Annotated in this window: 8 protein-coding genes and 2 pseudogenes; 3 read left to right on the plus strand and 7 right to left on the minus strand. The window is 38.5% G+C overall.

From position 1 onward, the window contains the following. Positions 1-10: 10 nt before the first annotated feature. Positions 11-118, minus strand: a pseudogene (locus ACLV7W_RS07405) (YSIRK-type signal peptide-containing protein); the annotation flags it as partial. Between the two features lie 164 nt (positions 119-282). After that, the gene (locus ACLV7W_RS07410) at positions 283-7281 is read right to left on the minus strand and encodes an SIALI-17 repeat-containing surface protein (protein ID WP_153210026.1); all 6999 of its coding nucleotides are present in this window, start codon (positions 7279-7281) and stop codon (positions 283-285) included. Between the two features lie 468 nt (positions 7282-7749). Here ACLV7W_RS07410 and ACLV7W_RS07415 point away from each other — a divergent pair, with 468 nt between their 5' ends. Both ACLV7W_RS07415 and ACLV7W_RS07420 read left to right on the plus strand, forming a co-directional pair. Next, positions 7750-9276 carry an IS1182 family transposase gene (locus ACLV7W_RS07415; RefSeq protein WP_411865712.1) on the plus strand — a complete coding sequence of 509 codons (1527 nt, stop codon included), beginning with the start codon at positions 7750-7752 and terminating at the stop codon, positions 9274-9276. Positions 9277-9400: 124 nt separating this feature from the next. After that, positions 9401-10658, plus strand: a protein-coding gene (locus tag ACLV7W_RS07420; protein ID WP_411865713.1) for an ISL3 family transposase whose coding sequence is annotated in 2 segments (ribosomal slippage) — positions 9401-10435 and positions 10437-10658 — 1257 coding nt in all. Because the reading frame shifts where the segments join, the coding sequence is not laid out codon by codon here. A 91-nt stretch (positions 10659-10749) separates the two neighbouring features. On the opposite strand, the gene cmk is transcribed toward ACLV7W_RS07420, so the two are convergent. Both cmk and ACLV7W_RS07430 read right to left on the minus strand, forming a co-directional pair. Then, positions 10750-11454, minus strand: a complete 705-nt coding sequence (gene cmk, locus ACLV7W_RS07425; protein WP_153209854.1) for a (d)CMP kinase — start codon at positions 11452-11454, stop codon at positions 10750-10752. Between the two features lie 8 nt (positions 11455-11462). After that, entirely contained in the window at positions 11463-11939 is a 477-nt protein-coding gene (locus ACLV7W_RS07430) for an SAG1386/EF1546 family surface-associated protein (protein ID WP_153209855.1), read from the minus strand. A 45-nt stretch (positions 11940-11984) separates the two neighbouring features. On the opposite strand from ACLV7W_RS07430, the gene ACLV7W_RS07435 reads away from it, so the two are divergent. Further along, entirely contained in the window at positions 11985-12188 is a 204-nt protein-coding gene (locus tag ACLV7W_RS07435) for a ferredoxin (protein WP_167745193.1), read from the plus strand. Positions 12189-12239: 51 nt separating this feature from the next. On the opposite strand, the pseudogene ACLV7W_RS07440 reads toward ACLV7W_RS07435, so the two are convergent. From ACLV7W_RS07440 to ACLV7W_RS07450, 3 genes and pseudogenes are all read right to left on the minus strand, one after another. Next, positions 12240-12341: pseudogene (locus tag ACLV7W_RS07440) on the minus strand (glycosyltransferase); the annotation flags it as partial. A 38-nt stretch (positions 12342-12379) separates the two neighbouring features. Beyond that, positions 12380-13024 (minus strand): hypothetical protein, encoded by a 645-nt coding sequence (locus ACLV7W_RS07445; protein ID WP_261096466.1) that lies wholly within the window; start codon positions 13022-13024, stop codon positions 12380-12382. Between the two features lie 146 nt (positions 13025-13170). After that, positions 13171-14130: a glycosyltransferase family 2 protein gene (locus ACLV7W_RS07450; RefSeq protein ID WP_411865714.1), complete on the minus strand. Its 960-nt coding sequence runs from the start codon at positions 14128-14130 to the stop codon at positions 13171-13173. Position 14131 lies beyond the last annotated feature (1 nt).

Below are 14131 nucleotides of genomic sequence, written 5' to 3' on the forward strand. Positions count from 1 at the left end.
CTGCTGCCTCTACTAGATTAACACCAAAGATACTGGCACCAATCATAACAGAAGCTACTCCAATAGCGAATTTACGAATACTGTAATGACAACGTTTATTGAAAAAATTTTTACCCATCTTTATCTTATCTCCTTTCGTCTAAACACGAAAGTAAACGATTCCATTTTTACTAGTAAAGACGGAGAGGCCTAATTGGTCCTCTCCATCTATTCGACTCATTTATCGATTCATTTTTTATCTTCTACCAATCTATACAAATAGAATGGTATTAGCCGCATAGACTAATCCTCTTTGCGTTTTGCGGTTAATAAAGCTGCTGACAAGGCCAAGGTAACACCTGCCAAGAAAATAGCTGTTTCTGACTGTTTTTCACCAGTTTCTGGCAATCTCTTGTCTTCCTTGGCAACTTGAACTGGTGTTTCTGGAGTCTGAGCTTTTTCTAACGAACTTAGTTTAAACTCTGGTTTTTCTAGTGTCGGAGCAGCTTGATCTCCTACTATGGCTAGAATTCCTGTGTATTCCGGAACTGCATTGACTGTTGCTTCTACAAAGTTAGCACCACCTTTGAATTCTGGAACTTCGTTAATTGGAGCCGACTCCTCTCCTTTACTACTTGAAATAGATGCTTTTACTCCTATTTCAATAATACGATCTTGAACCTTTCTTTCTTCAGAATGAACAAGACTTCTAGTAGTACCCAAAACTTGAATATAGTCAACTTTTTCTCCATCCTGTCCTTCAGACACGATACGACGTTGACCTTGAGCAAGTTCAGGGTTTTCACGAATAATTTCTTTAAACGGAAGCGGAGTCTTTTCAATTTCCAAACTTGGAGTTTCTGCTACTAAGTTCTTAACGCCTTCTGTCGGTGTTGTTTGGAAAGTAGACTTAAAGTGTAAACGATATTCTTTCACCAGATTGCCATCTTTGGAAACAAGACGAACAAGTGTTGGAAGATTTGTATTTCCATGATCCACAACTGTGACTACTCCATGTCCACTAGTTGTCGCATTGACTTTTGGTTTAGTTCCCATTGTTGTTAGGGTGTACTCTGTCACATTTGGATCAAAGTTTTCCAATGATTTTCCATCAATCGAAATAGTCGCTGATGGTGTTTCGACTTCTGCTCCCTTGCCTGCAGAGTAGGCTGTAAATTCGACTACTGCTAGCCCGTTAGTAGTAGACTTACGAGTCATTCGAGCACGAATAGCTGTCGCTTGAACCGGTTCAAAGTTAAATTCGATTGGTTTCCCAGCTACTAATTCTCCAGAAGTTTTGTAAGGAATTGGTGCCCAATTTTCTGCCTTGTTGAATGGATGGTCGGCATTTTCTTCATAACGAGAAATCGTACTTGGTTCTGTAAAGGCAGGGCCAATATATCTTTCTAGAACCATTTTCTCTGGGGCATCTGTTCCACTATCTTTAAAGAACTGAATGGCTACTTTTCCAATAGATTGGGAGGCAATTTGACCGTCCTTCTTAAAGAGTAGTCCGACAGAAGTTTCTTCATTTTTCGGAGTACGAGACCAGTTTGTCCAACGTCCATCTTCATTGTATTTTCCATCATTGATATAGAAAATTCTATCATGTGAAGCTGCTTGTGTATCGTTCGTTGTCGAAGCAAAGGCTTTAGAATCCGTTTCATTGTTGCTTGGATTTTCTGAAATGACTTGATTTCCTTTAGAAACAACTGTCACCTGCATTTTAGTGGTTAGATTTGTACCAATGACATGACCGGTAATTTCAAATGTTCCCTCATGCTCTGTTGCATGTTCAGGAATAGCATCCCATTTCACTGCCAGTTTATCTGTAGTCCAAGTAGTTGAAGTTGGGTAATAAACAGTGACTTCTGAAGGAAGTTGAAGAGCATCTCCAACATTCAAAATTTTAGCACTATTTTCTGCAGCAAGAGGTTGACTAGTTTCTCTCTCATCATTGCGGAAGATTCGATATTCTTTCAATACCGTACCATCTTCTGCTTTTAAGATGAGACGTGTTGCACCTTTTGGACTAGTTGCAGGCACAACTGTTACCAAACCATTATTGCTAGCTGTTGCAGTGATTTCTTTGCTAGATTGAGGAATATAGTAATCAGTCTTAGATGGATTAAAGTGTTCAAGATCCTTGCCATCTACCTTGATAGAAATCTCTGAACTTGTAGAGCTTAACACCTTGTTTCCAAGAACAGTTAGCTCTGTCAGACCAACGCCTGATGTTCCATCAGCCTTCCTCATACGAATACGAACAGCATAGGTTTCTACCTTGTCAAATGTGAAGTGATTTGTTTGAGTTGCAGATAGCTGACTTGGAGCATGTAAGTTTTCAACTGCTTTCCAATTGTCTGGATTATTAAATGGATGATTGCTATCTCGTTGCGCATGACTGACATCACTTGGTAAATCAGGAATTTCTTTACCTACATAATATTCAACTATATATTCTTTTGGAAGACCAATTGCTCCATCAGTATAGAAATCAACTGATAAATTATTAACAAAACGTTTCGTCAAGTCTCCTGAATTACCAAACAAGATAGATGCCCAGTCATTATCAGTATTTGTTCTCCAAGTAGTCCATCTATTTTTAACGTCTGTTGTCGTTCTTGATACAGTCAAGTCGTTCAAGGCATTAGCTGCGTCATCTCCTCCTGTATTGGATACAATAGCAGCTGGCAATTGAGAACCTGTCCATTGTTTAGAGATATTATTTCCAGCAACAACTTGACTAGACACTCGAACATGAGCTTTAGTTGTAAGATTGCTACCTATTAAACGACCATTGATTTCATAGACCCCTTCAGTTTGACTAAAGTTGGCTGGAACCTTATCCCAAACTACATCTTTGTAGATAGTTGTTCCATTAGAATGGTAAGCACGAACATTAGCTGGCAATTGAACTGTCTCACCCTTAGGAAGAGTAAGGCTGATTTCCTCTGCAACTTGTAAGCCTTCAACTGTCACCGTTGCTTGAGCTTCAATATCTATGCCTTCTACATGTCCTTTAAGCGTAAAGCTATGATAATGTCCCAATTCTTTTTCATCTACCTTGTCCCAAGTTACAGATACTTTGCGTGGCAAGCCCTTATCAAATTCTGCTCCAACTTCTTTAGGTAGATTCGGTTGCTGATTAATGTCTGTAGAAATAGATACAGGATGAAGTTTCACAATCTTCTTGCTGACTTTATTTTCTTTAATCACTACTTCAGTAGTTACAGATTCTGTTTTCTCTGTTTGATTATCGATTCGAGGTGTCAAGGTCACTCTTCCCTTAGTATAGAGCAACAAGTTCTGTCCATTCACCTCAAGATGCCCACCATCAGATGATTTAGCTTCTAGGTGAATATCTGAAGCTGAAAATTCTGTTTGAGAACCATCCTCATAACTACCAATGACACGATAAGTTAATACCTGATCTTCAGTAGCAGTTTCTTTTCCTTCCACAACTACTTCCAAACGTTTCAAGGCAGGAGCTTCCTTAACAAACTGAATTAGGTAAGTTTGAACCAAGTCACCCTTTTGGTCACTCAAGAAAATCGAAGCCTGATAACCATTATCAGCAGAAGCTTGCTGAACAGTTACTTGATAACCAGTAGTCTGAGCTCCAACACTTGGAATTGTTCCAGTGTAAGGAAGAGATACACGATAATAAGTCTTACCAGACTCGAAGTTCTCAAGAGCTTTATCCCCAACAGTAAGTCCTGTAATGCTACTTGTTGTTTCCTTACTGCTTGCGATAAAGGTTGCAGTTACTTCACGATCGTCATCTACCAATTTACCAGTAGCCTCCGTACGTCCACCTTCCTTGGTCAAAGCAGCAGGATCTTTCAAGGTCCAAGAAACAACATCAGTATCAATCAAACTACCATCTGTCAGAACAGCTGTGACCGTTTTATCCAAATCAGCTACAGTTGTACCAACTGGTACTGTAGCAACTTTTGGTAACCATCTATCTAAGGCAATCACTTTTACAAGTGCCTCAGCTTTGGTTTCCAAACCTTCTACACGTCCAGATACTTTTTTCTCACCTGCACTTGTAAGCAAGTCAGCTGGCACGTCCCATGTTACAGTCTTTTCCTCAACACTACCGTCGCTATAAATAGCTGTTACTGTTTGAGGCAATTCAGGATTTGTAGTCACATCAGTTGTTGCTTTTACAGGAGCAAAGGCTACAAAATGACGGTTTTCTTTCTTACCAGACACAGTTGCGACCGTTGCGCTATCAGAAGTTAAACCAGCAGAATCTGCATAAAGAGTAAATTTACCTTCTTTTTCTGTTGATTTTACAATGACAACTCCTTTACCATTGAAAGCACGTCTTTGCCATGTTCCATCTGCTTGAGCTTTGTAGCGCTCACGACTAGCTTGTTCTCCATTATCCACACCAACAATCTGTCCCTGACCATGAAGATTGAAATGAACAAGATTGTTAGCTGTCGGAACCACATTCCCATCGCCATCAACAATTTCGTAATGAATATAAGATAAATCTTTACCATCTGCAGTGATAACATGTTCTTCTTTAGTCAGACGAACCCTTGCTGGCTCCCCAGCAGTTGTCACACTATCACGCGCAATTTCGTTACCATTTTCATCTCGAGCAATCGCAGTCAGTGTACCTGGTTGGTATTTTACAAGCCACTCAAGATACAATTCACTTGGTTTAGCCCCCTCATGATATGGACGTCCATCTTCTGTCGTTTTCTTAGTAAATTCCTTTTTACCAAGCGACTCACCATTTAAGAACAATTCGACACTTGCAGCATTTGAGAAGGTACGAACTGGAACCTTTCCATCGACCAGCATCTTGCGATCCTTAAGAGTCTCTTCAGTCCAGTTCCAATGCGGTAAAATTCGGACAGTTGGCTTTTCTTTAGCACTATACCATTCACTACGGTAAAGGTAAAAATCATTCTTCGGTAAACCAGCGGTATCGATGATACCAAAGTAAGAACTTTTTACAGGTGTATTATCTTGGTTATGCCATGGAGTTGGTTCACCGATATAGTCAATTCCTGTCCAAATAAATTGTCCAGCATAGCCAGCACGATCACGGTCAAAAGTCCATGACTCAGTAGCTGTTCTTCCCCATCCAACACGGTCGTTACCATAATCAGATTGTTCATAGTGACGATTTGGACGGTTATCGTGTCCAAGGATTTGAGCAGGATTGTAATAAGAATCACGCGTTCTAGTAGCTGAAGAGGTTTCAGAACCATAAATGAGCCAGTCTGGATGCGCTCTACGAACCGCATCATAAAAACGTTCACCATAGTTCATACCGACAGCATCCATGATTTCTGCAACTTTTAAGAAATCACCTGTCGCTGCACGACTAAATTTATTTTCACCCATAGTGACATAACGTTCAGTATCAATTGCCTTAATAATAGCCTTCAGACGTTTAGCTGTCTCGATAGAACGAGGACTACCATTTGCCTCTTCCACCTCATTTCCAAGAGACCACATTACGATAGACGGATTGTTCTTATCACGTTCTACCATTGTTCTAAGATCAAAATCAGACCACTTCTCACCCTTCTTAGCTTCAGGATGAGTTGCATCTTGATCAAAGAACCGTCCATAGTCATAAGTCTTCTTGCCACCATACCAAGTATCAAAAGCTTCCTCTTGCACCAAAAGACCTAAACTAGCTGCAGCATCAAGCAACTGAGGGCTAGCTGGATTGTGGGTTGTTCGAATAGAGTTAACCCCCATATCTTTTAGGAGTTTTAATTTACGATAGGTAGCCTTATAATTTTCTTCTGCACCCAAAGCTCCATTATCATGGTGAATACTTACTCCGTGGAATTTCATGCGTTCACCATTCAGAGAGAAACCATCCTTAGCAGTCCAATTGAAATAACGGTAACCAAATGTATCTTCTGTTACATCAACTAGTTGACCTTCTTTATAAACCTTTGTTTTCAGCACATACAGTTGAGGATGATAACTTTTTGTCGTCCAAAGAGTTGGTTTATTAACTAGGATTGTTTGTCTGAAATCTGCAACTTCATTTTCTGCTAAATTCTGCGTTTCAGAGCGAACTAATTCTGATACAACCTTGCCTTCCTTAGTAAAGATTTGTTGTTCCACAAAGACTTTAGCAGCCTTCTTATCCGTATTTTTAATCTTACTTTGAACCTGTGTTTCAACATTCCCTTCTTTTTGCTCAGCAAGTTTTGGAGTAGTGATATGATTACCATTTTCGGCAACATGGACTTTATCACGATAACTAAGAGTTACATCACGATAAATCCCACTTCCTGAATACCAACGACTACTTGGTTGCTTATTGGTCACTTGAACAGTAATTGAATTTTCACTACCATCCTTGTTTAAAAATTCTGTGATATCATATGAAAAATGATTATAGCCACTTGGATAATGTCCTACAAATTTACCATTTACATAGACCTTTGAATCCATGTAAACCCCATCAAAATTAATACGAACATCCTTATTCTTGTCTACTTCATTTAATGTGAAAGTCTTACGATACCAAGCTGTTCCACCATTTAACTGACCACCTTCATTACGCGCGGGAGATTTGTGATCAAAGTCAAAATAAATACTCCAATCATGAGGAAGATTCAATTTAGACCAATCATGAACATCCACATCTTTTTTTGAAAAATCGCCTTGGGCATTTAGTTTAAAATACCAATCTTTATTAAAATCTTGTTTTCGCTCAGATAATAGCTGTTTTTCCTTTTCAACTTCAGCTTTGTTTGACTCTCCAGACAGTGCTTGCGATTTTTCAGAAGAAGGTTTGATCTCTGTGTCTGCTTTCACTTGGTTCTTTTCAGAAGTTTTTTTAGAATCCTCTTTTACTTCTGTTCCAGCTGTTACTGCAGATTCAACAGGCTTTGGATTTGCCTCTTCAGATTTCTGTTTGTCCTCAGTTTTGGTTCCTTCTTCTACTTTATTTGGAGTTTCCACTTTAGGACTAGCCAATTCATGACTACCATCGTTAGCAGGTCTAGTAGGTTCTGTATCCTTAGTCACTTTATCTTCTGTCGACTCAGCTTTGGGTTTTACAAACTCACGCCCACCATTCTCATCAGCCTTTGCGATAGCAGCTGCCACATCATCGGGAAGCTTATCTAAAGGCTGAGGTTGATGAACAGTTGTTTCTTCTGTTTGAGTATTGGATGAAGCCACCTCCTCAGCTTGTACAGCTGAAATACCAAATATACTAGCCCCAATCATTACAGATGCCGCACCTATTGCAAATTTACGAATGCTATAATGACAACGTTTATCAAAAAGTCTTTTGTTCATTAAAATCCTCATTTCTTTCTCTTGATACAAAGTAAGCGTTTGCTTTTTAAAAAATAACCTCCTTCTGAATACACAAACAAGTACCAAGTTCGATAATATATTTTATATATTGAATATATCAAAACACGCCTGAAATTGCAATCATTTTCCATCATTTTAACCTAATAAAATGGTATATAATAAAAGTTCATTCAAAAGAAATAGGTGCAATGAAAGTACCTTTCTGTTCTAGACTCTTTCCAATACAACTTTCATTCCATTAATAGCATTTTCATACTTCAAATTTATAGTTTATGGACTCATATCATTATAGACTGCGTTCATTTGCATACACTACGTAAAAAGATCCTGGGACAATAGTCCCTTATTTCCAAAAAAAGCAACGGATTTGCCGTTGCTTTTTTTGCATGGTTGCGATAGTCTTGGTAAAATAGAATTGCTTAATAAACCATTTAGAAAGGCCATCCCATGCATATTCACTATAACACAGATCAAACAACTTTACCACTAGAAATCAGTTCTTTCTTGCCACAGGACCATCTCGTCTTTACTATTGAAAAAGTGGTGAATACCTTGGAGGATTGTCACTTCCATGCCTTCTATCATGACTTTGCTCGCCCGTCTTATCACCCTAAAATGCTTGTATCTACTCTTCTATTTGCCTATTCACAAGGGATTTTCTCTGGACGAAAAATTGAAAAAATGATGATTGAAAATCTGGCTATGCAGTACCTAACAGGGCAGTTGGTTGTCAGCTATCGCACCATCAATCGTTTTCGTGTAGCTGAAGGGATGGAAGAACTCATTCGCAATCTTTTCATCGACCTCAATCTTCGTTTAAAAATGGAAGAGTTAGTGACTTTAGATTGTCTGTTTATTGACGGAACTAAGATTGAAGCCAATGCCAACAAATATAGTTTTGTGTGGAAGAAAGCAACGGACAAGTTTTCCGCCAAACTTCAAGAACAGATACAGGTCTATTTTCAAGAAGAAATCACTCCCCTTATCCATCAAGCTATCGAACTGGATACACAAGAGCCTATCTCCTCAGAGCAATTGCTTGCATTCGCTCAAGTCCTTGAAGAAGAATTGAAAAAATTGAACCAGGACATTGAGGAGACACCCGTTAAAGGGAAGGATGAACGTAAAACCCCGCGTCGTAAACTCAAGGAAGTCTTGCGTAAAGTCAAGGAGGATTTTTCAGTACGTGCTGAAAAGTATAAGAAGTATCAAGAGACATTTGAAGGGCGCAACAGCTTTTCCAAAACCGATCCAGATGACACTTTTATGCGAATGAAAGAAGACAATATGAAAAATGTCCAACTCAAGGCTGCTTATAATCTTCAAATCGCTACTGAAAACCAATTTGTTCTTCACTATGATGTCTTTTCAAATCAGACAGATACTAAAACTCTTCTCCCCTTGCTTGAAACCTATCCGCATGACTTGAAGACAGTTGTCGCAGATGCTGGATATGGAAGTGAGGAGAACCTCCTTCGTTTAGATGAAAAGGAGGTGAAGCATCTGATTAAATATGCCATGTTTGACAAGGAACAGAAGAGAGGGTATAAACAGTCGGATAGAAACTTAGGTAATTGGTACTATAATGACAAGGAGGATAGCTACACACATCCTGACGGCTGGTATTATCGTTTTCACCATACCAAACATCAGAAAACACAGACAGACTTTCAACAGAAAATCAAGGTTTACTACGCTTATGAACCTGAATCAGCCCCTCAAAAGGGACTGTATATGAACGAACGCTATCAAAACTTGAAAGCTAAAGAATGTCAGGCGCTTTTATCTCCCGAAGGTAAACAGATTTTCGCTCAACGCAAGATTGATGTTGAACCTGTCTTTGGGCAGATAAAGGCTTGTTTGGGTTACAAGAGATGTAATCTGAGAGGGAAGCGTCAAGTGAGAATTGACATGGGATTGGTACTTATGGCCAATAACCTCCTAAAATACAATAAGAGAACGACTCAAAATTAAAGGCTCTATAATATTTGTAGTGGGTAAATCCCCTATGGATATTATGGAGCCTATTTTGTTGTAGAAAAAAAGTCCCATATCATCTATAATGAAAAGCGACCAAACTATCATTAGAAAGAATCATATGGAACAATTACATTTTATCACAAAACTACTCGACATTAAAGACCCCAATATCCAAATTATAGATATCATCAATAGGGATACACTCAGGGAAATCATTGCTAAATTGGACTACGATGCCCCATCTTGTCCTGATTGTGGAAGTCAAATGAAGAAATATGACTTTCAAAAACCGTCTAAGATCCCTTACCTCGAAACAACTGGTATGCCTACTAGAATTCTCCTTAAAAAACGCCGTTTTAAGTGCTATCAGTGCTCTAAAATGACGGTCACTGAGACTCCTCTAGTAAAGAAAAATCATCAAATCCCTCGTATCATTAATCAAAAAATTGCTCAAAAGCTGATTGAAAAGACTTCTTTGACCGATATTGCTCATCAGCTTGGCATTTCAACTTCAACTGTTATTCGCAAGCTCAATGACTTTCACTTTAAGCATGATTTTTCTCGCCTTCCACAGATTATGTCCTGGGACGAGTATACCTTTACAAAGGGAAAGATGAGTTTCATTGCGCAAGATTTTGATAATCTTAATATCATCACTGTTCTTGAGGGACGAACACAAGCTGTCATCCGAAATCACTTTCTTCTATACGATAGAGCCGTTCGTTGTCAGGTGAAAATCATTACTATGGATATGTTTAGTCCCTACTATGACTTAGTTAGAAAACTTTTTCCGTGTGCTAAAATCGTTCTAAATCGCTTTCACATTATTCAACACTTAAGCCGTGCTATGAGTCGTGTGCGTGTCCAAATCATAAATCAGTTTCATCGAAAGTCTCATGAATACAAGGCTATCAAGCGCTACTGGAAACTCATCCAACAGGATAGTCGTAAACTTAGCGATAAACGTTTTTATCGTCCTACTTTTCGCATGCACTTGACGAATAAAGAGATTTTAGACAAGCTTTTGGGCTATTCAGAGGACTTGAAACACCACTACCATCTCTATCAACTCTTGCTGTTTCACTTTCAGAATAAGGAGCCGGAGAAATTCTTCGGACTCATTGAGGACAACCTTAAGCTGGTTCATACTCTTTTTTCAGACTGTCTTTAAAACCTTTCTAAAGGACAAAGAGAAAATTGTCAATGCCCTTCAACTACCCTATTCAAACGCCAAATTAGAAGCGACCAATAATCTCATCAAACTTATCAAGCGCAATGCCTTTGGATTTCGAAACTTTGAAAACTTCAAAAAAAGGATTTTTATCGCTCTAAACATCAAAAAAGAAAGGACGAAATTTGTCCTTTCTCGAGCTTAGCTTTTCTTCAACCCACTACAGTTGACAAAGAGCCAAATTAAAAAGCTAGAGTTCCGCAATTGGAAATCTCTAGCTTTTTTGTGGCTGAGAACTATTTTGTCTCAGGTTCTTCTCCTGTCCCTAGGACATGCATTTTTTTAGCTTCTGCTTTGATTTTTTCAACTACTTCTTGGATGTTCAAACCAGTTGTATCAAGGTAGACAGCATCCTCTGCTTGTTTGAGAGGCGAAGTCTCACGATGACTATCCTTGTAGTCACGCGCAGCAATTTCCTCTTTTAGGGTTTCAAGGTCTGTTTCAATTCCCTTGGCAACATTTTCCTTATAACGGCGCTCTGCTCTCTCATCAACAGAGGCTACTAGGAAAATTTTCAACTCTGCTTGTGGCAATACAATAGTCCCAATATCGCGACCATCCATAACAATCCCACCTTGCTGGGCAATCTCTTGCTGGAGAGAAACTAGTTTCTCACGCACTTGAGGAATTGCTGCAATAGCAGAAACATGATTAGTCACTTCATTTTCACGGATAGGATGAGTAATATCCACATCTCCTACAAAAACAAGCTGGTCTCCAGTTTCTGAGCGTCCAAAACTAATTGGGTGCTGGTCCAACAAAGCTAAAAGTGCTTCGATTTCTTCTACTCCTAATTGGTTCTTGAGGGCCATGTAGGTGGCTGCACGATACATAGCACCTGTATCTAGGTAGGTGTATCCAAAATCCTTGGCAATAATCTTTGCGACCGTACTCTTACCACTTGAAGCAGGGCCGTCAATAGCAATTTGAATGGTTTTCATATCAACTCCTATTTGATTTTAACAACATCACCTGGATTAGCAAACCAAGATCCTGTAGCCATGTGCCCAGGATTCAAGGCTTCTAACTGAGCAATCGAGATCCCAGCGCGAGCTGCAATAGCTGCTTCTCCTTCTCCAGCCAAGACTTTTGTCGTCCCTTCTGGATCTGTAGCTTCCTCCGAGTGTTCAGAAGAAGATTCTGATTCTGAACTCTGTTCAGGCTGGGAGCTACTTGAAGATGAAATCTGTACTACATTTGCATCCGAATCGTGAAAATCTTTCAAGGCTACTGTGCGATTACTCCCACCTGACGAAAGATAGATAAGAACAATAATCATTACGACTACAATCACAAAGAAAATACTTGCTAAAATAGTTAAGATACGATTAGCAATGACTCCTCCACCTTGTTCTCTCTTACGACGTTCTGATCTTGTTTCTTCTTGATTCTCATAAATATCTTCTTGCCACGGTTCTTTTGCCATACCTTACTCCTTGTTTTTTTTTACTTTTCTTATTACAATATAAATATGAAAATCACACTTATACCTGAACGTTGTATTGCCTGTGGGCTTTGCCAAACTTATTCTGAATTATTTGATTACCACGATAATGGAATTGTGCGTTTTTACGATGATCCCGACCAACTAGAAAAAGAAATCTCTCCTAGCCAAGACGTCGTAGAAGCTGTTAGAAACTGTCCGACACGTGCCTTGATTAAAGATCAAGTCTAATATCAACAAGAACGTTCCACTCCTTCTAGTTTAGCATATTTCCATGCAAAATTATAGTCTTTTCTCTTTATTTTTTTCTGTAAAATCAGGAAGGTCACTTTTTTCTTTGATAAGATAAAGTGGTCTTTTTTTAGTCTCTAGATAAATCTTACTGCGACTTATAATCTAAATTTCTCAATGAGAATAGACTCCTACCATTCTATTTCCTTTACTTTCTTTACAAATTCGTCCCACTCTTGTATACAATCTTTAGATAAATATATATCCGTATAATTGAACGATAAATCTTTAATATTCTTCCACCAATCAAAAGAATTTCCCGCTTCTTCTGTTTCTATTCTTTTGTTAACTACTTCAACAATTGTATTATCTATCTCTTCCTTGTCATCTAAACTTAGAAATCTCCATTCAATTCCATTTGTATAAATTACTTTTTTATACCATAAAAGGTCTCCAATAAGTTGTCCCATCTCTCCAGTTATATGTTCAAAACTGTTCGATATGGTTGATTTGATTTCTTCCTCTGTAATTAAAGGATGATTTAAATTCTTAACTTCCAAGCATCCTCGAAGTTTCTTCCATTCTTCAATTTTTATACTTTTCCTAGATTTGTTTTCATAAGTCTTATCTAAAATAACTATATCAGGAAAATTACTTAGACCATAATAAATTTGTCCCAAACCACGTCTTTGTCTTCCGAAGACATATCTTTTTGATAAACTATCTTTTAAAGTTGGCTTAATTATATCAGCAACTATAGGATACAATTCAGCCTCTACATAATTTTGTTTCTTTATTAGCTCGATTTCTTCAGTATAATCCTCTTTACTTAACATAACATAATACTCCTAAATTTTTTATTTATTAAGTCACTACAATTTAAATTTAGTCTACATAGATTTTTTAAATCATTTCAAATCCCTAATTCTTTTAAAAATCACCCAAACTCCGAACTAAAAGAATTACAAATAACAAAAAGTGACTATGTCAGATAAATTCTATCTTTTTTTAGCCTATCATCACTTTTTTCTTTGATAAGATAAAGTGGTCTTTTTTTAGTCTCTAGATAGATCTTACTGATGTACTTACCGAGAATCCCAATGGTCAAGAGTTGAATGCCTCCAAGAAAGAGAATAACAGCCATCAGAGAGGTCCAACCTGATGTCGGATTGCCCAAAATGAGAGTCCGAACCACAACAAAAAAGGTCATAAGCAGAGAAATAAAACAAGATAGGAGACCAGCCACAAAGGCGATAATCAAGGGAAAATCTGAAAAATTAACAATCCCTTCAATGGAGTAGAAAAAGAGGTGCCTAAAACTCCAACTGGTCTTGCCAGCCTGCCTTTCGACATTTGGATAGTCCAGATAGTGGGTTTTAAAACCCACCCAAGCAAAGATTCCTTTAGAAAAACGATTAGACTCGGTCAAACTTAAAATGGCATCGACTACAGACCTTCTCATCATGCGAAAATCACGAACACCTGACGGCAGGGCTACTGGACTGATTTTTTGCATGAGGCGGTAAAAGAGATTGGCGCAGAAACTGCGAAAGAAGGGTTCTCCCTCCCGACTAGTTCTCCGTGTTCCAACGCAGTCCAAGTCTGCATTCTGATCTAGTAAGGCTTTCATCTCAAGCAACATACTAGGAGGATCTTGGAGGTCTGCATCCATTACCACCACCAGATCTCCTGTCGCATATTGCAAACCTGCATACAGAGCCGCTTCTTTGCCAAAATTTCGAGAGAAAGAAATATAATGTACTGCCGGATTTTGCTCCCGATAGGCCTTTAAAAGTTCCAAGGTTCCATCGTTTGATCCATCATCGACAAAGACATACTCGATTTCTGTTTCCAAATCTGGAAGTAAAGTTTCCAAAGCCTGATAAAAAAGAGGAAGTACTTCCTCTTCGTTTAGACAGGGGACAATGATTGACATCACCATC

The sequence above is a fragment of the Streptococcus mitis genome (assembly GCF_965111735.1).
In the GTDB taxonomy this organism is placed as follows: domain Bacteria; phylum Bacillota; class Bacilli; order Lactobacillales; family Streptococcaceae; genus Streptococcus; species Streptococcus mitis_DR.